23 protein-coding genes and 1 pseudogene are annotated in these 23,029 nt (G+C 69.4%); 3 read left to right on the top strand and 21 right to left on the bottom strand.

Going from position 1 to position 23,029, the window contains the following annotated elements; genetic code table 11:
* From ACFF45_RS20250 to ACFF45_RS20225, 6 genes and pseudogenes are all read right to left on the bottom strand, one after another.
* Nucleotides 1-297: pseudogene (locus ACFF45_RS20250) on the bottom strand (GNAT family N-acetyltransferase); the annotation flags it as partial.
* Nucleotides 298-375: 78 nt separating this feature from the next.
* Nucleotides 376-951, bottom strand: coding sequence for a hypothetical protein (locus ACFF45_RS20245; RefSeq protein ID WP_381347812.1), 576 nt, complete (start codon nt 949-951; stop codon nt 376-378).
* 205 nt (nt 952-1,156) lie between these two features.
* Nucleotides 1,157-1,540 (bottom strand): hypothetical protein, encoded by a 384-nt coding sequence (locus tag ACFF45_RS20240; RefSeq protein WP_381347811.1) that lies wholly within the window; start codon nt 1,538-1,540, stop codon nt 1,157-1,159.
* A gap of 88 nt (nt 1,541-1,628) precedes the next feature.
* Nucleotides 1,629-2,177, bottom strand: a complete 549-nt coding sequence (locus tag ACFF45_RS20235) for a DUF317 domain-containing protein (protein WP_381347810.1) — start codon at nt 2,175-2,177, stop codon at nt 1,629-1,631.
* 49 nt (nt 2,178-2,226) lie between these two features.
* Entirely contained in the window at nt 2,227-2,505 is a 279-nt protein-coding gene (locus tag ACFF45_RS20230; protein ID WP_381347809.1) for a hypothetical protein, read from the bottom strand.
* 85 nt (nt 2,506-2,590) lie between these two features.
* On the bottom strand, nt 2,591-3,352 hold the full coding sequence (locus tag ACFF45_RS20225; RefSeq protein WP_381347808.1) for an SPDY domain-containing protein: 762 nt from the start codon (nt 3,350-3,352) through the stop codon (nt 2,591-2,593).
* A 347-nt stretch (nt 3,353-3,699) separates the two neighbouring features.
* Here ACFF45_RS20225 and ACFF45_RS20220 point away from each other — a divergent pair, with 347 nt between their 5' ends.
* Genes ACFF45_RS20220 through ACFF45_RS20210 form a run of 3 tightly spaced genes read left to right on the top strand, consistent with a single transcriptional unit; the run spans nt 3,700 to nt 10,747 of the window.
* Nucleotides 3,700-4,860 (top strand): pPIWI_RE_Y domain-containing protein, encoded by a 1,161-nt coding sequence (locus tag ACFF45_RS20220; RefSeq protein ID WP_381347807.1) that lies wholly within the window; start codon nt 3,700-3,702, stop codon nt 4,858-4,860.
* A complete protein-coding gene (locus ACFF45_RS20215) occupies nt 4,857-8,114 on the top strand; it encodes a hypothetical protein (RefSeq protein WP_381347806.1) in 3,258 nt (1,085 codons plus the stop codon). The genes ACFF45_RS20220 and ACFF45_RS20215 overlap by 4 nt, the downstream gene beginning before the upstream one ends.
* Nucleotides 8,111-10,747, top strand: coding sequence for an RNaseH domain-containing protein (locus tag ACFF45_RS20210; RefSeq protein ID WP_381347805.1), 2,637 nt, complete (start codon nt 8,111-8,113; stop codon nt 10,745-10,747). Before ACFF45_RS20215 ends, ACFF45_RS20210 begins: the two co-directional genes overlap by 4 nt.
* Before the next feature lie 52 nt (nt 10,748-10,799).
* Here ACFF45_RS20210 and ACFF45_RS20205 read toward each other — a convergent pair whose 3' ends face one another.
* From ACFF45_RS20205 to ACFF45_RS20135, 15 genes are all read right to left on the bottom strand, one after another.
* A complete protein-coding gene (locus ACFF45_RS20205; RefSeq protein WP_381347804.1) occupies nt 10,800-12,092 on the bottom strand; it encodes an MFS transporter in 1,293 nt (430 codons plus the stop codon).
* Between the two features lie 222 nt (nt 12,093-12,314).
* Nucleotides 12,315-13,238, bottom strand: a complete 924-nt coding sequence (locus ACFF45_RS20200) for an SPDY domain-containing protein (RefSeq protein WP_381347803.1) — start codon at nt 13,236-13,238, stop codon at nt 12,315-12,317.
* Between the two features lie 33 nt (nt 13,239-13,271).
* Nucleotides 13,272-14,120, bottom strand: a complete 849-nt coding sequence (locus ACFF45_RS20195; protein ID WP_381347802.1) for an SPDY domain-containing protein — start codon at nt 14,118-14,120, stop codon at nt 13,272-13,274.
* Nucleotides 14,121-14,225: 105 nt separating this feature from the next.
* Nucleotides 14,226-14,999 carry a winged helix-turn-helix transcriptional regulator gene (locus ACFF45_RS20190; RefSeq protein ID WP_381347801.1) on the bottom strand — a complete coding sequence of 258 codons (774 nt, stop codon included), beginning with the start codon at nt 14,997-14,999 and terminating at the stop codon, nt 14,226-14,228.
* Nucleotides 15,000-15,027: 28 nt separating this feature from the next.
* The gene (locus ACFF45_RS20185) at nt 15,028-15,588 is read right to left on the bottom strand and encodes a hypothetical protein (RefSeq protein WP_381347800.1); all 561 of its coding nucleotides are present in this window, start codon (nt 15,586-15,588) and stop codon (nt 15,028-15,030) included.
* Nucleotides 15,589-15,625: 37 nt separating this feature from the next.
* Entirely contained in the window at nt 15,626-16,447 is an 822-nt protein-coding gene (locus tag ACFF45_RS20180) for a hypothetical protein (protein ID WP_381347799.1), read from the bottom strand.
* A complete protein-coding gene (locus ACFF45_RS20175; RefSeq protein WP_381347798.1) occupies nt 16,444-17,103 on the bottom strand; it encodes a hypothetical protein in 660 nt (219 codons plus the stop codon). The genes ACFF45_RS20180 and ACFF45_RS20175 overlap by 4 nt, the downstream gene beginning before the upstream one ends.
* Entirely contained in the window at nt 17,100-17,591 is a 492-nt protein-coding gene (locus ACFF45_RS20170; RefSeq protein ID WP_381347797.1) for a type II toxin-antitoxin system RelE family toxin, read from the bottom strand. Before ACFF45_RS20170 ends, ACFF45_RS20175 begins: the two co-directional genes overlap by 4 nt.
* On the bottom strand, nt 17,588-18,367 hold the full coding sequence (locus ACFF45_RS20165) for a glycosyl hydrolase (RefSeq protein WP_381347796.1): 780 nt from the start codon (nt 18,365-18,367) through the stop codon (nt 17,588-17,590). The genes ACFF45_RS20170 and ACFF45_RS20165 overlap by 4 nt, the downstream gene beginning before the upstream one ends.
* A 2-nt stretch (nt 18,368-18,369) precedes the next feature.
* The gene (locus ACFF45_RS20160) at nt 18,370-19,011 is read right to left on the bottom strand and encodes a DUF4913 domain-containing protein (RefSeq protein ID WP_381347795.1); all 642 of its coding nucleotides are present in this window, start codon (nt 19,009-19,011) and stop codon (nt 18,370-18,372) included.
* Nucleotides 19,012-19,213: 202 nt separating this feature from the next.
* Entirely contained in the window at nt 19,214-20,398 is a 1,185-nt protein-coding gene (locus ACFF45_RS20155; RefSeq protein ID WP_381347819.1) for a DNA cytosine methyltransferase, read from the bottom strand.
* On the bottom strand, nt 20,398-21,000 hold the full coding sequence (locus ACFF45_RS20150; protein ID WP_381347794.1) for a hypothetical protein: 603 nt from the start codon (nt 20,998-21,000) through the stop codon (nt 20,398-20,400). The genes ACFF45_RS20155 and ACFF45_RS20150 overlap by 1 nt, the downstream gene beginning before the upstream one ends.
* The gene (locus ACFF45_RS20145; protein WP_381347793.1) at nt 20,997-22,238 is read right to left on the bottom strand and encodes a DnaB-like helicase N-terminal domain-containing protein; all 1,242 of its coding nucleotides are present in this window, start codon (nt 22,236-22,238) and stop codon (nt 20,997-20,999) included. Before ACFF45_RS20145 ends, ACFF45_RS20150 begins: the two co-directional genes overlap by 4 nt.
* A complete protein-coding gene (locus tag ACFF45_RS20140) occupies nt 22,235-22,471 on the bottom strand; it encodes a hypothetical protein (RefSeq protein WP_381347792.1) in 237 nt (78 codons plus the stop codon). Before ACFF45_RS20140 ends, ACFF45_RS20145 begins: the two co-directional genes overlap by 4 nt.
* Nucleotides 22,472-22,520: 49 nt before the next feature.
* On the bottom strand, nt 22,521-22,976 hold the full coding sequence (locus tag ACFF45_RS20135; protein ID WP_381347791.1) for a hypothetical protein: 456 nt from the start codon (nt 22,974-22,976) through the stop codon (nt 22,521-22,523).
* Nucleotides 22,977-23,029 lie beyond the last annotated feature (53 nt).

Raw genomic sequence — 23,029 nt, 5'->3', positions numbered from 1 at the left:
AGCGTGCCCGAGGCCGGCCAGACGGGCGGCGAGGGCGTCGGCCTCCTCGAGGGTGAGCGGGGTGAGGTTCAGGCGCCGGGGCGGGGTGCGGAAGAAGGTCGCGCGGACCTCGCCCGCCCGCTCCAGCCAACCGAAGAAGGGGACCTCGGCGCCGTACGCGTCCGCCCCGCGCGTACGCAGCGCCTCGGTCACCGTCAGCGGGACGGTGTGCAGGGCGGGGCGCGAGTGCAGGAAGTCTCCGGCTCGGGCGAGAAAGCCATCGAGGTCTTCGGTGAGGTGCCAGTCATCCGGACGCATGCCCCATGATCCCGCGTGCTATTGGCGTCCGCCCGCGGTTTTCGCTGGGGCGAGGCGACCAGGCCCGTTTGAAGGTGTTCACACGTCCGGCCTTGGCGCAGTCCCGTCGTCGTCCAGTACGGATTGCGCCTCGGCGATGAAGGCCCGCTCGGCCTTGGTCAGCGCCGTGAGGGTCTCCGCGGCCCGATGGAGGAACTCTTCACGGGCGGAAGTGTCCGCGTTGATCAAGGAAGGCTCCACGTATTCCCAGATCTGCACGAAGACCTGGGTGAAGCTTCTGGCCGCGTCGGCCACGCTGGCCGGTCCTTCCAGCATGACCGTCATGCTGGAAGGACGCAGGCTCTGGACAGCTTGCGGGAAGGCGTCTATCGCCGCCCGCAGCAGGGCTTCGTCGAAGCGTTCAGCCTGCAAAACGCCCCTGAGCGTGACGAAAGCGCGGCGGGCTTCGTTGGCCGCGACGAGGTAAGTCACATACGCATCCCGCCGACGCTCCAGCCGCCGCTGATGATGTTCACTGCCCAGGGCCCGGACCTGCGTGCGATCCTGGGCCTCCTGCTGGTGCCGGGCCTGGCGGACGCTGACAAAGGCGGTGAGCCCACCGCCCGCCAGAGTTCCGAACACGCCGAATGCCGCGGTGATCCATGCGTCAGACATGACTCCATCTTGGCCGCAAGATCTCAACGGACGGGGCCTGTTCGTGATCCGACTGACTGCTGATGAGTGGCCCCACGAACTGCAACCGAAGCTGACCGGAGAGGAATAAGGGGCGATGCGGCGCACGAGCCGCCGAGCCGGCTGCAGCGACGTCGGTCGACTCATGGCCGCTGGTACACCCGGTCGAAAGAGACCAGCACTGGTTTCAGTCGGAGAGCAGTTCCAGGACGGCGGCGGCCAGCGTGAGGGCGGAGTGCAAGCCCATGACCTCGACGACGGTGGGGCGGACGGTGTCGCTCCAGTCGCCGATCAGGCCGGGCCAAGTAGCCAGTAGAACCTCGGCGCCGGGCAGGCCGAGGTGGGCCGTGACGTCCACGGTGCCCTCGGTGGCGGGGCCCCAGCTCAGCAGGATCCGGCCGGGCGGTAGGGGATCGGGGTGATCGGCTGCCAACCAGCTGATCTGGAAGGTCCCGGCGGTGGTGGCGGATACCTTGTGGACGAGGGCTCCGCGTATGGCGTCGGGCATCGGGTCGGTGGTCAGGGCCTGGAGGGCGACGAGGGACGGGCAGGCAGGGGTGTACGGGGGCATGGTTCCTCCAGCAGCGGACGATCACGGGTAGGGCGCTGCCCCGCGCGGGCTGAGGAGTCCGCACGGGGCAGCACCACGACGGGTGAGATCAGAGGGTCGGTTCCGGGCCGAGGAGCGCCGTGGCGAACGCCTTGATGGCGGTGGGTGGGACGGCGGCGTCGAAGTCGGCGTGCCAGACCTCCTTGCCGCCGGGGGTGCGGCGGGCTTCGAAGGACCAGCCGTTGTCCGCGCAGCGGACCGTCAGATGGTTACCGGGGGCGGTGTACACACCCTCGACATCAGTGTCGTACGCGGTCCAGCCCGGGCGGTGGTGGAAGAACTCGGTCACGACGTACGCGGCGTCCTGCCCGTCGAGGTACCACGGCTCCTGGTCGTCACCACCGGCGGCGGGATGGAGGCCGGTGTCCCAGTTCTCCTCATGCCACCCCAAGGCGTCGCCGACGGATCGCGGGAGGTAGCCGTGCTGTCCGTCCTCGGCGATGTACACGGCCGGGCCATTGTCGCCCTCGCCTTCGACGATTCGGCCGATGACGTGGGCGAATGGCCAGTCGGGGTTGATCGCGAGGAGTGCCGGGCGGTCGGGGTCGAGAGTCTGGAGCTGGTGGATGAGCTGGCCGACGGTCGGCAGCCGGGACATGGAAGACCTCCTACGGGAAACGGGCGGGCGGGAGAGAACGGCGTGAGGCTCAGCTGGCGTCGAGGCGCAGGGGCCCGCGCAGTACGGCCGGGCCCTCGGCGGGCACGGCGGCGCGGTGGGTGGTGAGGTGTCGTTTGCGCTCTTCGTTGATGTAGGTCTTGACGCCCCCGGAGAGTTTCCAGGTACCGCACGTGCAGACCGACTCGAAGTGGTGGCGGCCTGGGCAATCGGGGTGGAGGGGCTTGCCGGACGTCGTGTGCTTGTGGGACGGCGGGCACTCTGACCCGTCCTTGCGATGGGCTATCAGGGGGGCGCGGTGATGGGCCAAGAAAGCGTCCTCCGTTGTGGAGAGGGCATAGGGGGAGGAGCGGTCGGCCCGGAGACGTCCGGGCCGACCGATGACGCGGTGTGGATCAGGCGGGGGTGAGGGTGAGATACGCCTCGGCGCCTCGGGGCAGTTCGTAGCGGTCGACCGGGTTCGGGTCGGCGAGCGCGGTGGTGAAGGCGATGAGGATGCCGGTCGGTGTGGTGTCGTCGAAGGAAGCCGCCCACTGCGCCGGGGCGTCGTAGTCAAGACGAGCGGTGGCCAGCCAGCGGGCGGGCGCGTGGCCCAAGTGACCGTCGCAGCCAGGTACTTGGTGGGTGAAGCGGGCCTGAAGTCGCGGCGCGTGATAGGTACGGGGCTGCTCGATCGGTTCAGGAGACCATCCGGCAGCGGCGAGAGGGGCGACGACCGCCGCGTCATCGGCCTCGGTCCGAGTGGGGCATCGCAGCGACTGCTCCAGGGCCGTGTCCGGGGCGGCGGCCAGTGCGCCGATCACCGGCAGGAGGACCTCCTCGGGTGTTTCGTCGGTGAACAGTGCGGTCCAGGCCAGAGGGCTGAGGGCGTCGCGGCGGGCCCACAGCCGCCAGAGCACGCGCTGGCCTTCGAGGCGCGGTACGGGCTGGGCCTCGGGGAGGAATTCCAGGGCCAGGCGCTGGCTCGGATCGAACACGCGCGTGTTGTCCATCCATGTCGCGTCGGTCCAACCGGCGTCGGTCAGGGTCTGGATGACGGTGCCCGCGCTGTCCTCGCCGGGGCCGGCGAGGTAGCGCGGGGCGACGCGGTAGAGCGGCCATTCGGCAGGGGTGAGGTTGGTGGGCGCGGGCGCGGGCGCGGTCGGTGTGTGGAGCACGGCGTGAATCCCTTCGTTGACCTGGGGCTTTTCCGAGCCGTCGTACGTTCCCTTGGACCGCGCCGTGGTCTCAAGAGGGTTGCGCGTGGTTCGCGTCTGCCGTGGGCGAACTGGTGGCACCTGAGCCGGGGGACCAGACCGACGGACCGGTCACGGCCGAGCGCCCGGCCCGCGGCTCACAGTGAAGTCCCGCTGCTCCATTGCTGGGCATGGACGCTAGGCGTCGGAGCATGCGAGTTGACCGAACTCGGCATCGCTTGTCAGTCCCCCTGTGTATGGTGCAGAGCGCTAACCCGTCTGGAGTAGCCCCGAATACCACTGGTGGGGCATGGAGGGGGTAACGAGTCATGCCTTCTGGCGAACACGCAACAGCGCGAAGAGTCATCACGGCCGCACTGCGGGCCGGGGCGGCGTGGATCCACAGAAACGAAGAAGAACGCGCTTGGCGGGAGATGTCCCGCATGCACGGCGTCATCCTGGCGCACCTGCCGATCGGGACGGGTCCTGCGACGCCGTCCGACATGATCGACCGTCTTCCGCACCCTCTGCGGGATTGGGTACCACTGGGCTGGGATCAACTGCCCGAGGACATGGGGAACCTCATCGTCCTCGAGGATGACAACGAGCTGACTGAGCAGGCGTTCGAAGCCGGGATGAGCTATCTGGAAGCTCTCTACCGAGACGATGGGCGCTTCGACCACGGCGGAACGTGGCTGCCGGCATGGGTTCGGCAAACCGCGGAGCAGACGGAACGGTCCACCTTCCGGCAAATTCGCTCCGGTAGTCAGGCGGACTACGAAGCTGCGCGGACGATGCTCACTGAGGTGCCGTGCGGTACGGAGCAGGCCCTGATCGAGGAGTACTCCCGCCGCCGCGCCGCGCGCATGGACGTCTACGAGGTCATCCCCCAGGACCGCATCTTCCAAGGCCGCGATGCCTCTTGGTGGTGGCCGTGTCCGCAGTGCGCCTATCCCATGGTGCTGCGCGGCGGGCAGCTGCGATGTGAGTATCCGCCGCACCAGGGCCGATTCGGGCTTCTTCCGGACAGCAGCCGTGGCGGAAAGCCTCCGCGCATCACCGGCACAAGCGTCCGGTTGAAGACGGCCGCCGAACGAGCGGAGGGTGTCCTGTGCGTGAACTGGGCGGTCTGGCGCTACATCACGTGCCCGGGACTGGTCGAAGTGGCGCTGATGCTGTGGCTGGAGAAACAGTCCGGGGTGCGGGTGGAGCGCTGGGAGAACATGGACGAGTGGGATATCGGCGTCTACCTGGAGAACGGCTGGAGCTGCCGGGTGGACATCAAGGACCACAAGGACCCGCAGACGATCATCGACCGGCCGCCGACCGGGGAAATCGTCGTTGTCCCCAACTACCGAAGCAGCCAAGTCAACGCGCTCCAAGCCGGCCTCGATCCGCTCCGTACGCCTGATGGCCACCGGTACACGGTGTTCACCGTCAGCCGCTTCAAAGCTGCTGTCACCAAGCGTCTCAAGGGGGAGCCCGCATGACGCCCGTAAACAGCGGCAAGCACTCGGTCAGTGTCCCGCTCACAGTCCGGGCAGCGGTACTGCTCGCCGCACGGGCCTTCCCCAACCGTGCTCGGGAGGACCAGGCAGCCTGGAGGCGTGTCGTTGACCTCAACGATGCCCATTACCTCGCCACAGGGCAGCTGCATCTGTGGGACGCGTGGCCGGATCTGGCGGACGAAGACCGGGTGCGGATCACTCGCATGCTGCGGCAACGCCCTGCGTTTCTCGCCTCCCGCACGGTGTTCCTCGACGAAGCGGCAGCGCTCCTCAAGAGTGGTGGGGCAACGGAGTTTGCCCAGGCGGACGGGGAGCATCACGTGCTGATACTTTCCAGCACGGCTCTGGAAGCACGGATCGACGCCCTGCTCGATGAGCTGGAGAGCAACGCCGCGAAGGGGATCTCGTTCCCTGAGCCAGCGCGGCCCGGCTCGTACATCTCCGACCTCCGCATCCGCGACCCCCTGAGCCCTTCTGGCCGTGTCGTGGACGTGTTCTACAACCTCGACTACCAGGGGCCTGCAGCTGCGAGCAGGGTGCAGACTCTCGCCACCGCACCGGTGATGGATGAGGTGACCATCCCCTTCGCCGAGCTGGAACGCATCGCGAATCGGCTCGACACGCTGCGCGGTCAGACCTACCGGTGCAAGGCGGTCGCAGACATCAGGGAGCATGCCCGAGGCCGGGACGGAGCGAGCCTGGGAGAGGTACTGGATGTCGTATCCGGCCCCCTGCGCGTCTTTCATGCTCCTACAGGCATGGGGAAGAACGTGCTCAGCGAGCTGGTTGCTCTTTGGTGCGCGCAGGCCGGCCTGGTGATGTCTCTGGTCGTACCGCAGAACGCGCAGGTACTGGCCGCTGTTCACCGTCTGCGGCAGGACCTGGACGACCTGGGAGTCCAGGCGCAGGTCACACCGATCATCTCCCCGGCATCCATGCAGGAATTGGCCGAACAAGCGGCCAGCAACCCGCAGGACGAGCCCGCTTTTCGTTCCTGGGTGTACCGGGAGATGTCGTACAGCTGCCCGCTGACCGGCCACGCCACCGTGTCGTCGGCTGCGGTGGACTCGTGGTCTCCAGGCCAGGAGCCGTGTGACCAGCTCAAGCCGAACGGCTCGGCCGGGCGCAAGGTGTACTCCTGCCCGTGGCGCGGAAGCTGCGGGAAGTTCCGGCACCACCGTGCCGCCGCCTCGGCGAACATTCTGGTGACCAACCACGCGAACTTCCTTACCGGGCACATCCACGTGCCCCTCCGGGGCCGCCCGGCACCGGGGCGCAACATGACCACCGAACAGCTCTTGCTGCACCGCAGCCATCTGGTGATCATCGACGAAGTCGATGCCCTGCAGGCCCTGGCATTCGATCGCGCGGCCCGACAGGTACTCCTCGCCCGGGACGGTTCTTCTCAAACGCCCGTACGCGATCTCGACGCGCAGTTCAGACAGCACTGCCACCGCCTCGACATGAGCGTCGAGCAGTATCTGCGTCCCCTCATCACGCATCTGATGTGGCTGGCCGAGTCGTACGTGTCCCACCTCGTGGGAGGCGTCATTCACCCCGACCGCGAACGGCGCAGCATGGTCGTGCCCCGGCGGTGGGACGGCATGATCGCCGCCCGGCTTTTCGGTCTCCCCACCGGTGAGCGCCCCAGCCCAGAGCAAATGCAGGCCGTCAACCAGCTCTACAAGCGAGAAGGCCCTCTGGAGTTCGCGGACACGGTGGAGGGCCTGGCCGAGCTGCGCACGCTGCTTTCGTCCATCACCGACCTGTCGGGCGGACTCGACAAACTGAACCACGCCACGCTGAAGCTCATCGAGGATGCGTTTTCCCGCATCACTGGTGAGACAGACGAAAAGCGGCTTCATCCTCTGGCCTTGTTCTCCGCCCGACGCGCCTACCTGGAGGAAATGCGTAGCATCCTCCACCGCATCGTCGGTGTCGCTGCTCCACTCCAAGGTGCCGGCATCTCCGCCACGAACGACCTCGCCGATGCCCTCGCTTCACACGTCCCCTGGCGGGCCGCGCCCTACGGCCCGCTCGGACGTCCGCTGTTCGCCTTCTCCGAGTCCTTCGACCCCTCCGACCGACGCCAGACCGCCCTCCATCTCAAGTCCTATGTCGGCGATCCCCACTCCCACATTGCTTATCTGGGAGACGTGACCGCGCTTGCCCATGCCGGCACCCGCCGAGCTGTGATTGGTATGTCGGCCACGGCGTTCATGCCCTACGCCCCACGGCACCACATCCTGCAAAGGCCGACCTGGTACGTGCCGGACGACACCAACGGAAGCCTCACCGTCGAGCTGCAACCAGGTCAGGACAACGGGGTCAACGTCGTTGTCTCGGGAACCGACGGCGAGAACCGGGAACGCTCCTACGAAGCCATGGGGCGCAGCATCGGGCGGGATCTGCCGCCGCAGCTTGCTGCGGTCGCTGCCGATCCGACCACCGCTCACCGCGCCTACGCCCTCCTCGCTCCCACGGCGTACGGCGCCGGGCCGGCCATCGCCCGGGGGATGATCGCGGCAGGCGTCAAGCCGTCCGAGATCTGCGTGGCTGTCCGGTCCCAGGACATGGCGTACTACGAGCGGAACCCACCCGGCTGGGTGCCCATCCCCAGCGACCGTCTCGAGCAGTTCCCTCACGCGGTGGGCCACGGCCAGTGCCGCTACCTCATCGCCCCCATGGCCCGAGTGGAGCGAGGCCTGAATATCGTGGACAAGGTCGGCCGGTCACTGCTCCATGTGGCATGCCTGGTCAACCGGCCGGTCCCGGTGATGGAAGACCCGCCGGTGCTGCTTTCCCTCGTAAACTCCATCGCCTACCGTCAGCACCAAGCAGGGGCCACCCCGGCTGCAGAACTGGAGCGCCTGCGTATCCAGGCAGGTCAGACCTTCGATGACATCCGAAGCGGCCAGGGGTACTTCAAGACCCTCGGGACGGACGTCAAGCTCGCTGTCGTCGCAGAGATCCTGACACGCCTCATCCAGCTCGGCGGCCGTACGCGCCGCGGTGGGGACCCCGGTCTGCTGCGTCTGCTGGACGCAGCGTTCACCGACACCGCCTCCCACTCAACCCTTCCCGCCCTCCTCGGCCAGCTACGCACCGAGTGGCACGAGCGCGGTGAGATGCCCCTGATCGATGAGATTTACCGCACGACCATGGCCGGCGCCCTCCTCGGCCTGGCAGACCACGCATCCATCCATATGGAAGAACAGGAGTTCCCTGAGTGGTGAACGTCGACAGCGGCCAGAGCCTCTTCACCCTGTCCTTCCCCATGGACGAGCGCCTGCTGGGCGAGGTGCACGTCTATCCACTGCCTGAGCAGTTTCCATCTGCCTGGAATCGACTGCCCAAGCCTCAGGGCAAAGACGCCATGCAGCCGATCGCCTCCCTGCAGACAGCCGCCCGTGCAGTCACCGGGGAACGCCTGGTCTTCACCGACCCCAACCGCCCGTCGTTCACCGGCCCCTGGGCCAGGCGCACCCTCCTCATCACCCCCGGCCCGCTTGACCCTCTTGTGCTCGGCAACCTGGTGCGCGAGTGGGAGGCCCGTATCCCCGGGCACGAACGGCGAGACACACTCGCCCCGATGCTGGAGCCACAAGACGGTGGCCCGTATGCGCTGAGTGAAGTTCTGCAACGCGACCAGGGACGCATCATCGGTCCTTACTGGGCATTTCGAGTAGCGGGCTGGAAACTCGCGAACCTGCTCGCCGCCCAGCCCATGCACATCGATGACCAACTGCCCGGACCGCTGCCCTTCCTCCTCGACAGCGAAGGCGACCTCCTTGCCTGGGAGTCGCCGCTGACGCATGAGAAGACATGGGTGGACGAGGAGAGCGGCAAACGGAAGCGGATCGTCGGTTACGCGATGGAGCGCATCCATATCGAAGTGGAACCGGCACCAGGCGGGCGCGTCCTCGTCGCTCACCTGTCGGCGCGCATCTCGCGCGTCGCCAACCACTGGAAGGGCATCCGTAACGTCCTCGTACGGCATTCCGTCAACCCGGGTGTGGTCCTCAAAGCGCCGATCAGGACCCGATGGGAAAAAGGACCGGACGGCTTCATGCAGGCGAAGGCGGTCGAGTACGTCGGGGCTACGGCCCAGATTGTCGAGGCATGCGGTGTCGGCCGCCTGCCAGAGCCGCCCACCGACCTCGATGCGCTGAGCGACGTGCGAGGCGTGCACCGCACGGGCAGACACCCGATCGACAAAGGCGTCGGCGCGATGTTCCTGGCCAAGCTAGAGGATCACGCCACCCGGGTATTCGAACAGCCCCCCGTCACGTACGACGCCACCAATATCAGAATCAGTAAGCCCACCACCGACTTCCTGCCCTACGTCCCGGCCGACAAAATCGCTCCTGCCCTGGAAAACGCCGACATCGGAGCATTGCGCACCGTCGTCCTGTACGAATCGCCCGAATGGAAGAAGCGAGTACTCGGGCAGCTCGCCCGCGACTATGCCCTCCCGGCCTTGGCCGAACTGGACGACGAAGTTCCGCTTCAGGTTGCGCCAGGATTCGAGCTGGTCGCGATGCATCTGCCCGAACTCATTTGCCACGGCGACCAGGACCGGGGCCTCATCCTCAACAGCCTGCCCTGGTTCAAGCGCTCCACAGAACGTGACTTGGTCACGGCTCTGTGTAACACCCGCTACCTCACTGACCAGGAGAAGGAAAACAAGGTCACAGACGCCAAACACGCCCTCAAGGTCTTGTTCGCCGAACGCGGCATCCCCTCCCAGTTCATCACCATGGACTCCGATCCCGGAGACCCCTACCGGCTGAACATGCGAGACCGCGTCGAAAGGTCCAAAGCCCGTAAAGCCGGACTCCCCGAACCAGCAGTCGACTACAAGGACGACAACGCCGTCCAGATCGCCCTCGGCAGCCTTCAGTCGGATTCCGGCATCATCGACAACCGCCTCGCCGCTGCCGCGTTCCACCGCAACGCCAAGGACACAGCTCTCGACCGTGAAGCTGTCGCCGTCGGGTTGTGGACCCGCCTCCACCGCTTCGAGCAAGTCAACGGCCGCCCCAAACGCGCCGCTGTCCTGGCCGTCACTCTCGTCGCCATGCGCATCCCGCTCGGTGAGGACAGGGTCGGTGAGGACAAGTACTGGCCCACCCTCATGTACGGCGACCAAGGCTGGCTCCGCCTCGCCAGGGCACGCGCGCTCCACCACGCCGGCCCCATCGGCAAGAAGGGGCACCACCTACGCAAGGAACAACAAGGCCCAGCCGCCGTCTGCGACTACGTAGACCGCGCTCTGGCCGCTCTTACCCAGCGTTACCCCATCATCGTCTTCACCGAACAACGCAAGGGCATCTGGCCCGGCCTGTCCAACGAGAGACTGAGTGACCCGCGTATCCCGGGACAGCGGCTCATCGCGCAAGGGTGGGACCTCTCTGTCGTCCGTGTCGGCAACGGGCAGGGAACCCCCCAGCCGTCACGGCGCACCGGTGGGGGAGGAAAACTCCCGAAGAACCCCGAGCAGCCCGTCATGCCCGAAAAGATCCTCTACCTCTCCAGTCACGGCGGCGGCAACTCGTGGCTGTTCGCAGGACAGTCCCGTCAACACGCAGGCGGTCAGCGCACCGGAACCCAACACACCCGCCGTACTCTCCCCACCGGGCAACTCGCCCAGATGAGCGCACCGTTCCACGGCATGACCCGTAGCGAATACGTCGTCGCCCATCCTGGCAGTTGGCGCGAAGAACAGCTTGCCGGTCTCGCCGCCCGGATCTCGGAGCAGGCCGCCATGTGGGACGGGCGCACCAACCTCCCCGCTCCGCTTCACCTTGCCAAGAGCGCCGACGAAAAACATCCTGCCTTCATGGACCAAGAAGGGCTGAACGACTAGGGAGTTCCCTTGGCGCCCCAGCGTGCCAGGACGGCGGCTGCGCTGGGGCCGTTCAGGCTGCGTCGCGGAGCGGCGTCTCCGCGGACTGGGTAGGGCTCGGAGAGGTGTTGGCATCTGCGTAGGCGGAGCGGTGGTGCCACAGTCCGCGGAATCCGAGGGCGGTCACCGTGATCTGCAGCAGTACGCAGGTCAGTACCAACGTCGGGATCCGGTCCGGCGGCAGGACCGCGACGATGGCTCCGGCGAGCGGGAACGGGGCGAGGATCGCCAGCAGGGTGACGGCCAGGGTGGAGGCGAACACCGCAGGCGGGATGAGCCGGGCGCGGGCGGTGCGCAACACCACGCTCAGCACACCCTCGCCACACAGCAGTACCGCCAGCGCGACGCCATAGAGCAGCACGGAAGGGGCCAGGGCGGCGGTGAGCGCCGCGACCGACAGCGAAGCGGCCCCGGTAAGGCCGGTGGCCCACAGGCCGCACCGGTCGATGGCCTTGCGGGCCGCGGCGATCGCGAGCAGCGACGGGACGGTGGCGACGCTCCACACGGTGCCCGCAGTCGCTGTGGAGACCTCGAAGCCGGTGGTGAGCGTAATCGGAGCGCTGACCTGGAGGACGCCGGAGATCAGGCCGCAGGTGGTCATGGATGCCACCAGCCAGGCCAGAGCGGGCCGGGCAGCGATCACTCGGCAGCCAGTAGCCAGTCCGGCCCACGGTGCGGACGACCGCTTCGGCATGCTGCCTGCCGCCCGCAGAGTGGGCGGCAGGCCACGGGCGCCGACGGCGGCGAGCAGGGACAGCGCGGCGAGCACGGTGAGCAAGACCGTGGGGCCGGCGAGCAACAGCACACCGCCGAGGAGAGGTCCGGCCAGCAGAGCGGACTGGTCGATGCCGACCAGCACCGTCTGAACCCGGTGTGCGCGGTCGGTGGCGTGTCGGCTGGCTTGCGCGCCGAGCGACTCCATGGTGAGGAACGAGACCTCGGTCAGCATGCCGGACAACACGCCGAACCCCATCACGACCGGACTCGCAGCGCTGCCGTCCCCCAGGAGCAGGGCGATGCCGGTGGCCACGGCCGCCAGGGTACGCAGCGCGCAGACGTACGCGAATACCCACTCCGGGCGGTGCCGGTCGACGATCGGTCCGGCGCCGACCATGGTCAGCAACCGGGGCAGCCATTCCAGCAGGAACGCCAAACCCGTCAGGGCAACCGAGCCGGTGGTGGTGAGGATGATCAGAGGCACGGCGTACATGACGGTGGTGCCGGCCACGCCGTCGGCGGCCCGAAGCAGGTAGCAGCGAGTCAGCCAGCCCGAGGGCAGGCTGGACGTGGTGGTGGGGCGGGGCATGGGAGGGCTCCAGGGCGAGGCGAGGGTGGAAGAACAAGGACGAACGGCGTCAGCGGCTCGCGAGTGGAGCGGTTCGGCTGGTCTCGGCCGAGACGGGATGCGGACGGTTCCAATCGGGGCGCCATGGCGGCTGCACGTGATGTGACGGCCGATTCCGGAGTGTTGCTGGCGGGGCCCACGTAGCTGGGCGACTTGGATTAGGCGGTGCCAGGGAGGGGTGAGCTACCGACGCGGGCCAAGCCGAGCGGAGTTGGCGTGGATGCTTGGCTGCGGAGCTTGCGGCGCTGGAGAGTCGGCTGAATGCGCTGGGCTCGGCAGCGTGGTCCGGGCGCGGGCGGCCACGGCACGGGGGCTGGTAGAGGAACTACGGAAGGCGCGTTCGACGGCCTGCGTGACGGCGGTGCGGCGGACATCGAGCGGGGTGGGTTTCGCGGGAGGCGGTGGTTCGACCGGGGTGAGTTGGACGAGGTCGCGGAGCCCTCGGGGGATGCTGCGCTCGTAGCGGACGAGGGGCGCGGGGTCGGCCATGGCGGCGGCGGTGGCGGCGACGAGGTGGGCGGGGGCGCGGGTGGTGAAGGTGGCCTCCGCGCGGGTTCCCCAGCCCGGAGGGCCGGACCACAGCAGGCATTGCTCGTCCTCGGGATCCTGGCAGCGGATGTCGATGAGAATGCCGGCCTGCTTGTCCGGGGCGATGATCTCCACGGTGCCGGTCTCGGCGCCCCAACCGCGGGTCCAGCCTGCCTCGGTGAGGGGCCGGGTCTGCTCGTGCCAGCGCATTGGGGGGCGTGCCAGGAAGCGGTTGTTGCCGTCCTCGTAGTCGCGGGCCAGGGCAGTGGTGAAGGCAGCGACGATCTCCGGCGGTGTGTTCTGGTTGAAGGTCGCGGCCCAGCGGCGCGGGCCGAAGGGGTCTTCGTAGGCAGCGATGTTCCACAGGATGTAGTCGTCGCCGAAGAACCCGATCCGCAGACGCCCGTCAGGAGAGACGAAGACGTCCTTGCCCAGGTCGTCGTCGATGGGGTGGCGCGGCCAGTCCAGATCGACGAACGGTTGCAGACTGGGATCGTCGTCGGCGCCGAGCGATCCGGCGAGGTACCGGGGCGTGACGTGGTACCTCCGCCAGTAGGCGTCGTCCTCGGGGGTCAGCATGGGGTGCTCCGTGAGGTGCGAGGGCTGGTGAGTTCAGCGGCGAGATCGCCGGGGATTGGCGACACCCGGGTGTGCCACTGGCGCTGTGGCTGGTGCCGCGGATGGGCCGGTGGCCAGGGGCCGAGTGGTCGTCCGGGCACGTGCGGCTGTGACGCGTGGGGGCGTGGCGGTCCGGGTGGTGAGGTACGGGAGGTTGCGCTCGGGCAGGTCGCGCCGGTTGCGGGGGACCGGTGCCGGGCTGGAGAGGGCGTCGGCGGCGGCGATGATCAAGTGCAGTGGGGTGGCGGAGGTGAAGTCCGCGTGCCAGCGGGGCCCGTTGGCGGCATCGACGCAGGCGTACATGGTGCGTTCGGCGGAGACGCCGCCTTCCAACTCGTCGTGGAAGTCGGTGTCGTACAGGCGGAGGCTGAGGTAGGCGTGTCGGTCGGGGGAGTGCTGGTACTGGAAGAGGGCGTTGGCCTCGTCCTCCCAGCCGCGGGCGATGAGGACATCGCCGGGGGCGATGGGGGTGTAGTGGGGGCCGCCGGGGAGGAAGTCCTTGTGGTCGTTGTCCACTCCGCGCATGAGGGTGGTGGTGAACGCGGAGACGATCTCGGCGGGGGTGTTGCGGGTGAAGGTCGCGGTCCAGGCTGGGATGGCGAGGGGTTCGCGGGACCAGGAGATCTTCCAGCCGCCGTAGCGGGACGAGGGCAACTCGGCGATCTGGACGCGCAGGCAGGTGCTGGAGAACACCCGGCCGTAGGGGGTTTGGCTCTCGGCCCATTCGGGCGCCGCGCGTAGTGGTTCGGTGATCAGGGCAGGGTTGCCGGGGCCGGCGAGGTAGACAGGCCCGACGAGGAGGTCACTGTCCTGGGCGGGCGGATGGTGAGGCGCGGAGGTCATGGGCGTCTTTCGGAGGTGAGCGGGGAGGCGCCCCTGCCCTGGCAGGTGCGCGATGGCCGTGGGTGGGCGGTGCCGGCGGAACTCTGTGCGGCGGCATGGAGCGGTTCACCGGGTGTGCAGGGGACGAGAGGCGGCGGTCCATGCGGCGGGTACGGCCGATTCGGGTGCCGGAGCGTGGGAGAACAGCCCCTGGACGGCTGTCGTCGTACGACGTAGCGCTGCTGTGGCGCGGGCGCTGACCGTCGCCTGAGCGACCGGGGCGGCGACGGGTACCGAAGCCGGGGCGGTGGTGCCGCTGGGAGACCAGGTGTTCAGTGCCTCGTAGACGGGTCCGAGGGCTGCACCGGTCTCGGTCAGCTCGTACCGGCCGTGGCCCGTGCGGGTCAGGAGTGCGTCGGACTGCATCCGCTGAAGTCGGGCGTAGGCCGATCCGGGGCGCCCGATGCGCTGCTGCAGTTCGGTAAACGACGTCCTCGGGTGCTGGGCCAGGAGGTGGAGCACGGTGGTGGTGTCCCGCGGGCGGAGCCGGGCGAGGGCGGTCTCGATCCGCTCGGCCTCGGCGGTCGGCTGGCCGGTGGGGAAGCGGGTGCTCTCCCAGGCGCTGAGGGCTTCGTAGACCGGTGCCAACTGCCGGGCTGCGATGGTGACCTGGTACTGGCCGCGCCCGGTCCGGTCGACGAGGCCGTGATGCTGCAGGCGGGGCATCTGCTGACTCAGTGCCGTGCCCGATATCCATGGGAGAGCGCGTCCCAGCTCGGGCAGGCGCAGATGCTCGTGGCGCTGGAGAGTGAGCAACGTCCAGGTGGTCCAGCGCGGGGAGAGACGGGCGAGGGTCTGCTCCAGGTGGCCGGGGTCGGCGTCGGTCGGCCAGAACGTCATGTCGTGACTCCGTGATCAGGGCGGGGGACTAGGCAGCGGCGCCGAGGAAGGTCTCGGCGCGCAGGCGGTTCAGGAGCGCCCCGAGGCGCTGGTTGCTGACGCGGATGCCGTGGGCGCGAAGAGCGGGGCCGAGCTTGGCGCGCGTCAGGTGCGGGGAGCCGGCGGCGATCCGCCGGGCGAGCGGCAGCAGTTCGTCGAGGTCGTCAGCCGCACAGAGGCCGGTCGACGCTGCGCAGGACAGCGGCGGCGGGGGCTGCTTGGCGCCGAGGAGGTCACCGAGGGCCCGGGCCTCGTTGACGTGCCGGGTGGTGAGGGCGTGGATGTCCTGGGCGAGGTTGAGCAGGCGGGTGGTGCCGTCGACGGTGTCGTCGTGGCCTTCGTCGAGCAGCTGGCGCACCCTCTGCCGGGCTTCGGTGAGCCGGGCCGACGTTTCCCGCAGTCCGCCGTAGAGGTTCAGGGCGGCGGAGAGTACGGGGTCGTGGTCCCGGCCAGGCCGGGGGATGGTGTCGTACGTCAGCTGCTGGATCGGCCGTCCGTACTGCCGCTCGATGAGGCGGCGTGAAGAGTCCAGGGTGGTGGGGTCCGTCATTGAACGGGGCCTTTCGGGCGGGACAGGGATCGGGTGATCAGCGGGAGAGGCGATGCGCGGGCGCGACGGCAGGCTGGGCTGCCGGGTTTGCAGTGGGGGAAGCGGTGGGGATGGCCGGCGCGGTGGTACGGGCGCCGGCGGCCTCGGCACGCGGGGAGGCCCGGCGGTGCCATTCGGCCAGGACCGTTTCGCCCTGAGCGGTCAGGCTCAGCTGCTGCCCCTGGTACAGGGATGTGCCGGCGTCCCGGTCCGCCAGCTTCTTGCTGAGCAGGGCATCTACGGTGGCGCGGGAGATCCGGAAACCGTTCGGAGCGGTGACGAACTTCCCGCGAGCCAGGCTGCTTTCACGGAGCATGACGCCGCCTCGGGCGACCGCCTCCAACGCCTTGACCTGGGCGGGCGACACGCGGATCGGTCCGGAGGCGGGGCGTGCGGACTGCTGGGATGTCAGTGCGGCGGCAGGCTTGGGCGCGCGGGTATGTCCGTCGGAACCGTCCAAGTGGCGTCGGTAGACGTTGAGAAGCCGTTCAAGATGCCCGATTTCCTGCCGGCGCCTCGCGGCGAGGACATCGATCGCCTGGCCGGTGGCGTTGAGGAGCCCGTTGCCGACGGTGGCGTCACGGTCCTGGCCGTCCGCGAGGTGGCGCAGATCTTCGATGGCGGTCGCCGCGGCTTCTACCAGCCGCTGGTTCAGCTGGTCGACCAGCAGGGCGGCATGGGCCACCAGGGGAGCGAGGACGCCCGGGATGGTGTCTTCCGGGTGCCGGTCGATCAGAGCAACCGGATTGTCGATGTCGAGTGCATCGATAAGCATGCGGGTGCCTAGGTTGACTTCGGCGCTGGTGGGGTGGCTGGTCATGCGGCAGCGCCAGGGACATCGAGCAGATGCTGGACGATCGTGGGCAGACTCTCGGCATCGGTCCCGAGCGCAGCGTCGGTGTCAGGGCCGGTGCGGACGTATTCGGCATCGGTGAGCAGCCCTTCGTAGATCTCGCGGCACAGGTCCGTGAACAGCAGCGCGGCGGCGACCGCCAACGCGGACACCGCGACGAACTCGCTCGCGTCCAGGCCGCCGATGCGGGCGGCCTTCTGGATGGCGTCCCACTCGTCTGTGGTGAACGCGATCTCCGTGTCCACGGCACTGCCCGTGTCCGTGTTCCTGGTCGCGGGGTGCTGTCCGCTGGGATCGGGGCCGATTCCGGCGCGGTCGCACACCGCCTCGATGGCGGTGGTGAACTCCGCCGTCGCTTCGTTGAGCTGGCCGTTGGCGGCGGCCAGGCAGGCGAGGGTGAACAGCCCGGCCGGAGTCTTGGGCAGCGGGTCGCTGAAGTAGGCGTCGAGCTGCTCGGACAGGGAGTGCAGGACGGGAGAGGCTGCGGCCAGCGGGCCGAGGAACGGAGCCAGGTACGGGCGGCCGGACGTGCCGACGGCCGGGCTCTGCGCGGTGAGCACAGAACCTACCTGCTGCGCGGCCTCGGTCAGCAGATCGGCCAGGTCATCGCGGGTGGCGGTCATGCATGGGCCTTTCGTACGACGGGGGACTCGGCGGCAGTGCGCGGGTGGGGAGCGTCGATTGGGGACGACGAAGCGGTGGTGCTGGGCACGCTGCGGAGATGAGGGGAGCGGGCGCGTGCGGCCTGGGCCTGAAGCTGGAGCGGAGCGGCTTCCGGCGTGGCCTGAGCGGTTCGGTTCAGGCGCTCGGTGGCGGCCCGGTAGACCGCTCCGGCCTCGCGCTCCCCGGCCGCGATGAGGTAGATCTCCCGGTTGTGGCGGCTGCCCGCAGGGGCGTCGCGGAACTGGATCACCAGGCGCCATTCGGCCTTGGGGTCGACGTAGACCTTGTGGCAGCCGGCGAGGCGGCCGACCAGAGGTGCGCCGCGTTCGTTGCCGTGGACGAGGTGCTGGAGTTCCAGCAGCGCCAGGTCGCGGATGTGGTCCGGCAGTTCGCGCAGGTCGGCGAGGGCTTCGGGGTGCGCGGCGAATCCGAACCTGGCCCGGCTCACGGTCGGCCCCCTCGGCGGTGCGACGGAGTACCGGACGACGGCGAGGGACCAGCGGGAGTCGCGGGCAGGGAAGCGGCTGTTGCCGGACGGTCGGCGGTGGAGCGGGCAAGCGCGGCCCGGGTGCGCCGGTCGGCCGAGACGAGGTGCTCGGGTGGCTCGGGCAGCGGGGTGTCGCGGTCGAAGAGCCACTGGTTGGCGCTGGTGCCGTCGCGGAAGGCGCCTTCGCGCAGGGTGTAGGTGAGGGCGTCGAGGTTCGTCTCTTCCAGGAAGATCCTCACCGGCAGATTGGCAGCGCTGGGGTCGCTGTCGCGGACCATGACCCACGTCTCGTACGGGACGGAGTCATGGGTGTAGTGGTCTTTGGTTTCGTACCGGGTGCCGGAGTGGCGGATCTGGCGCTCGATGCGGGTTGTAAGGGCGTCGGCGGGCTCGATGCGCTGGTCGTCGGGCAACTGGAGGGTGTCCGGCGGGCAGCCGCGGCCCGTCAGCCACAGTTGGGCGAACGGCACGGTCGGCTGGTTGGCCTGCTCGATCCGGAAGGTACGGGCGGTGAGGTCACGGGTGACGTGCAGGGCGATGAGCTGGGGTGCCCCGGGGATGCCCCAGGTAGCCGAGCCGCCATGGATGACGAAGAAGCTGTGCTGCCCGTCGGGGGTGTGGTGCTCGGCCAGAGTGCTGAAGAGGTCGTCCCACAGCGCGATGTCGCCTTCGGCTTCGGCCGCGGATTCGTCAGCGGGGGAGAGCCCGTCGAGGCGGCAGTTGGGGGTATCGGGCATGCTCAGGCCGCCAGTTCCAGCTCGGTCGGTTCGGGGGCGGGGGTGGGCAGGAGCCGGTGGTGGGGCCGGTTGGGGCTGGTGGTGCAGGCGGCGAACGGCCCGTCCGGAGCGCGCAACTGCAACCAGGTGGGGTCGAGGTGGTCGCGGTGCCAGATCGAGGGGCCGGCGAGTCCGGCCTCGACGTCGGTGAACTGCTGCCAGGCCAGCCACAGCGCGTGGAGCCGGGTGACGGCTTCGGGGTGTTCGTGCCACTGGTGGCACCAGGGGCGGCTGGTGGTGATCTCCCGCCCGTAGACGGGCAGCAGGAGATGGTTGACCCAGCCGGTCAGGGCGTCGAGTTCAACGCCGTACGCCTTGTTGTCCAGCGCCAGGATGAATACCGAAGCGGGTCCCGAGTCCCCGGCTGCTTCCTGCACCGAGTCCGGCTGGCTCCGGGGCTCGTTGTCTTCCTGCTCGGGACCGTGGTCTTCCGCGTCATCGGGGGTGGGGTGGGTGTCGGAGTCCTCGCCCTTGAGCCGCTCCAGCATCCGGCCTTGGGCTTCGGTTTTGCTGACCAGCCGTTCGAGGGTCGCGGCGAGGTCATCGAGGTCGTGGTCGGATACGCGTATGGGCTCGTCGGCGCTGGCGGCTGCGGGGTCGCTCATGGAGGGCGTCCCTTCGGTCGGGGGTTGGATGTGGAGGGGAGGGCGGCGGGAGGGGCCGAGGGAGGGCCGGCCCCGTGGCGAGGGAGGGCAGGAGGTCTGCGGGGTGGCATGCGGCTCCGTTCGGGCGTGGTGTGGCTGCCGAGGGCCCAAGAATCCGCAGGAAGTCGGATTTGGCGCGGCCGGGAATGTGCGATAGAGCGGGTCACCGCGTGCGGCAGCGAGGGCAGGCTGGAAACGGCGGTGCGAGCAACTCCAAGGCGCGGGCTGCTTGTTGAAGGACGACGCCGTTACCGAGTGCTGTGAGCTGGGCGGGGCGGCTCAGGCCGGGGGTGGCGGTCACCCATCCGTCAGGGAGTCCTTGCATCCACTCCACGAACGCCGGGTTCAGGCGGCCCGCATCGTCGGTGGGACGAGGCGCCGGGCGGGTGAGGCTCTCCCAGCGGGCGATGGCGGCGGCGTACGGTCCCCACCGGATGACCGCCGCTGGGTCTCCGGATCGCTCCACAGCGGCAGCACCTCCGCCGACGACGGACGACGGAGATTCCGGCCGGACGCGCTGGTGCCGTAGGCCCTCCGCGCCGCCAGCAAGGAGGCTGTTGCCGAGGGGAGAGTGAGATCGCCGTTGCCGTGCCGCTGGTTCGGCGAGCCCTTGATCCCGTCCGACGCCTTCGGAGTCGGCAGGAGCAGATGCTCCACCTCGTCGGCCAGGTTCGGGCCGTGCCCGCCCTGCTTCCTCTTGGCCGGGTGCTGGGAGCCCCCGTTGGAGCCGAGATTGCTCGTCGGGGTCTTCAGCAGCAGGCGATCGCCGCGCGGGCCAGGCGACGAGGAACACCCGTTCGCGGCGGTGAGGTGCGCCGACGTCGGAGGCACGCAGCACGCGCCAGCGTGCATCGAACCCGAGGTCGGCCAAGGATCCGAGTACGGCACCGAGTGCCCGCACAACAGGCTGACCTGGGGCGTCTCCCAGACACCACGGGCAGGGTTCCAGGTCGCCAGGGGGACCGGCGGAGGAGGAGAGGAGTCCGCGGACGTTTTCGATCACCACCAGACAGGGGTCGAGGACGGATATGGCACGGGCGATGTGGTGCCACAGGCCGGAGCGGGTGCCTTCGGCGAGCCCGGCGCGGCGGCCGGCGACGGACACGTCCTGGCACGGGAAGCCCGCCGTCAGCACGCACACCCTGGGCACTTGGGCCCAGTCGACGGCTGTGATGTCGCCGAGGTTCGGCACACCGGGCCAGTGCCGGGCGAGGATCCGGGCCGCATCCGGGTTGAACTCGGCGTGCCAGGCGAGAGTGCCGCCGAGCGCGGCCTGGACGCCGAGGTCCAGGCCGCCGTAGCCGGAGCAAAGGCTCCCGATCAGCGGCTCGCTACGGCTGGGGCACATCAACGTCCGTGCCGGGGCACGTGACCGGTAGCCGGAGCGGCTGGGTCTGGTCGTGTCGGTGTGCTGTCGGTGGAGGCGCTGGAGTTGGGAACCGTGGTACGGCTGCGGGCGGCGACTGTACGGGGCAGGACGGCACCGGCGCGGTCGGCTTCCAAGTGCAAGGCGTGTGAGGCGTCCTGGAGCGCGGCCCGCGCCTGGTCGAGCCGGTCGTGGATCACGTTGACGGCGGAGTTCCGCATGTCGGCCAGGTCGGGGTTGGCCAGGTGGCCGGCGTACTCGTAGAGCAGGCCCAGCTGCTCGTACGCCTCGGCGAACTGCTCCAGCGCGCGTGCCGCCGGTGCCGCGGTCCGGGCTATGACGCCGACGGCACGCCGTTCCTGCGGGGTGCGGCGGCCGGGCTCGGCGATTCGGAACAGCACCTCGTCGGTGAGGCTCCCGACGAGGCGGCCGAGGGACTGGAGTTGATGGGAAGCGGCCGTGAGCGCGGGCAGACCGTCGCCGGTCCGTCGGGCGGCGTCGAGGCGGCGGCGGGCTGCGGTGAACTCCTCCGCCAGGGCGTACAGGGTGCGGGAGTCGGCGGCGGTCAAGGCAGGCGGGGTCATGAGGGGCTCCGTCGGGATGGATGGGCGGGGGAAGCCACGGCGGCGGACGAGCTGGCCGGGGAAGTCGGTGACGGAGGCGGGTGCGGCCGGCTGCGGGCGCGGGCGGCATCCGTACGGGCCGGCGGAACACGGACGGCCGGCTGCGGTGCGGGTTGCGGCTCGGGGGCGCCGGTGGCGGTTTTCCAGCGGCGGCGGATGTCCTCCAGAGGACTGAGCGCGTGCAGGGCAAAGCCGATGAGACGGCCGGGGGCGAGGGATTCGTCATCGGCGAGTGCACGCACCTGCCGGGCCGCGCTGGCGGCGGTACGGACCAGGGCGGCCCGCACGACCTGCTCGCCGAAATAGTCGGCGCTGCCACCGCCAGAGCGGGAGTCGCACAGGCGCAGGACGTCCTCGGCGGTGAGCGCGCCGTCCGCGAAAGCGCCCCGCCGCTGGGCCTCCCACAGGACGGTGACCTCGTCGACCGGCTCGCCGCGGTGGTGCAGAGCGCCCAGACAGCGGTAGATCCGGCCGTGTCCCGGGTAGGCGAAGTCCTCCGGCCGCAGCCAGCCCACCAGTTCGCCGAGTGCGTCGGGGTGCGCGGTCAGCGCGCCCAGCAGGTGCTCCTCGTCGGCGAGCAGTTCCTCGGAGACCGGCGGCTGGTGCGCAGCGGCAGGCTGGGGCAACGGCGAGGCCGGTGCCATGGGACGGGCGTCCGTGCCCCAGCGCCGGGCGAGATCTTCCAGGACGTCGGTGAGGACCTGGGCGTAGTGCAAGGTGTCCTCGGCGCTGCCGCGTACGGCGTCGGCGCGGGCCATCTGATGCAGACGGGTGGCGTGTGCGGCGACAGTGCGGTGGATGGCGCCCTCAAGCACCATCCGCCCGTAGACCGGGGCGTGCGCCGGGCGCGGGCAGGCGTCGATGAGCGTGTGCAGGTAGACCGCGGTCAGGCCCCGCACCCCGGTGCTGTTCACCTCGGCGATGGCGGCATCCATCCACGCCAGCCGCTCATCACTGCCCGCCGAAGGAGCGGTGGGCCACGCGCCCGCCTTGCGGCCCTCGGTGGCGGGCGCGGTGGGCTGTGGGGCGCCACCGGGGCGTCCGTCGGAATGGAGTTTGAGCAGAGCGGCGTACAGCGCCGCATGGTGCGGACGGTAGAAGTGACCAGGCCGCAGCCACTCCGAAAGGCGGGGAATCTGAGCGGGGTCGAGCAGCACGGCGCCGAGGACCGCCTGCTCGGCTTGGAGCAGCGGCCTCATCGCCGAGCCTCGTGCCGGACAGTGCGTGCGGCGAGGACCTCGGCGACGGCCCGGTCCGCTGCGGCCAAATCGGTGGCGAGCCGGTCGAGTTCGTCTGTGAAGGCCGGGTCGCTGGCGAGAAGGGAGCCGGTGGGGGCGACCAGCCACCAGTGACCGCCGCGCCGTACGGCCGGGGTGCCGGCGAGGCGCTCGGTGGAGCGGAGGGAGGAAAACGCTGGCGTACGCGGAGACATGACGCTCCTGAGGAAGAAAGGACGGAAGAGCAAGGGAGGAGGCGGTGCGCTATGCGGCGACGTCGAAGTCGTCGGCGACCGGGGCGCCGGAGCGGCAGGACCAGGGCGAGCAGTCCTCCGCTGCGCCCTGCTCCAGCGCAAGTTCCACATCGGCTGTCGCTTCGTCGAGGCCGGCCTGGCGCTGGGCCCATTCGCGAGCGGTGACGTGATCGATCGGGGCCTGGTCCAGCGGCACCCGAGAGCGGTGCAGGAACGCCTGGCCGAGGAGCCGTTTGCCGTCGGCGTTCGCGCGGGCATTGCCCGCCCGGATCGCGGCGTCGAACTCCACCACGTCCCGCCACTCCTCCGGCGAGCCGTCGCGCAGGGCTCGCCACTGCGCGTTGCCGTGGTACGGGCACCCCAGACAACTCGACTTCGGCGTTGATCCAAAACCCCGGGCGCGCAGCAGTCGCATGCAATCCGCCCTGGTCAGGCCGAGATCGAGCAGTGGGAAGACGTTGCGCATGTACGCGACGTCGGCGTCCTTCGCCCGGTGGAACTCATCGACACTGATGCCGA

Source organism: Streptomyces cinereospinus, assembly GCF_042430725.1.
Lineage (GTDB): Bacteria > Actinomycetota > Actinomycetes > Streptomycetales > Streptomycetaceae > Streptomyces > Streptomyces cinereospinus.
This window is presented reverse-complemented; position numbering and strand designations above follow the sequence as displayed.

Coding starts and splice junctions, on each gene's coding strand:
- ACFF45_RS20220 (WP_381347807.1), top strand. CDS start 3,700: ATGCCTTCTGGCGAACACGCAACAGCGCGAAGAGTCATCACGGCCGCA.
- ACFF45_RS20145 (WP_381347793.1), bottom strand. CDS start 22,238: ATGAGGCCGCTGCTCCAAGCCGAGCAGGCGGTCCTCGGCGCCGTGCTG.
- ACFF45_RS20240 (WP_381347811.1), bottom strand. CDS start 1,540: ATGCCCCCGTACACCCCTGCCTGCCCGTCCCTCGTCGCCCTCCAGGCC.
- ACFF45_RS20215 (WP_381347806.1), top strand. CDS start 4,857: ATGACGCCCGTAAACAGCGGCAAGCACTCGGTCAGTGTCCCGCTCACA.
- ACFF45_RS20175 (WP_381347798.1), bottom strand. CDS start 17,103: ATGACCGCCACCCGCGATGACCTGGCCGATCTGCTGACCGAGGCCGCG.
- ACFF45_RS20200 (WP_381347803.1), bottom strand. CDS start 13,238: ATGCTGACCCCCGAGGACGACGCCTACTGGCGGAGGTACCACGTCACG.
- ACFF45_RS20165 (WP_381347796.1), bottom strand. CDS start 18,367: ATGCCCGATACCCCCAACTGCCGCCTCGACGGGCTCTCCCCCGCTGAC.
- ACFF45_RS20150 (WP_381347794.1), bottom strand. CDS start 21,000: ATGACCCCGCCTGCCTTGACCGCCGCCGACTCCCGCACCCTGTACGCC.
- ACFF45_RS20180 (WP_381347799.1), bottom strand. CDS start 16,447: ATGACCAGCCACCCCACCAGCGCCGAAGTCAACCTAGGCACCCGCATG.
- ACFF45_RS20155 (WP_381347819.1), bottom strand. CDS start 20,398: ATGTGCCCCAGCCGTAGCGAGCCGCTGATCGGGAGCCTTTGCTCCGGC.
- ACFF45_RS20245 (WP_381347812.1), bottom strand. CDS start 951: ATGTCTGACGCATGGATCACCGCGGCATTCGGCGTGTTCGGAACTCTG.
- ACFF45_RS20140 (WP_381347792.1), bottom strand. CDS start 22,471: ATGTCTCCGCGTACGCCAGCGTTTTCCTCCCTCCGCTCCACCGAGCGC.
- ACFF45_RS20195 (WP_381347802.1), bottom strand. CDS start 14,120: ATGACCTCCGCGCCTCACCATCCGCCCGCCCAGGACAGTGACCTCCTC.
- ACFF45_RS20160 (WP_381347795.1), bottom strand. CDS start 19,011: ATGAGCGACCCCGCAGCCGCCAGCGCCGACGAGCCCATACGCGTATCC.
- ACFF45_RS20190 (WP_381347801.1), bottom strand. CDS start 14,999: ATGACGTTCTGGCCGACCGACGCCGACCCCGGCCACCTGGAGCAGACC.
- ACFF45_RS20135 (WP_381347791.1), bottom strand. CDS start 22,976: ATGCGCAACGTCTTCCCACTGCTCGATCTCGGCCTGACCAGGGCGGAT.
- ACFF45_RS20205 (WP_381347804.1), bottom strand. CDS start 12,092: ATGCCCCGCCCCACCACCACGTCCAGCCTGCCCTCGGGCTGGCTGACT.
- ACFF45_RS20185 (WP_381347800.1), bottom strand. CDS start 15,588: ATGACGGACCCCACCACCCTGGACTCTTCACGCCGCCTCATCGAGCGG.
- ACFF45_RS20235 (WP_381347810.1), bottom strand. CDS start 2,177: ATGTCCCGGCTGCCGACCGTCGGCCAGCTCATCCACCAGCTCCAGACT.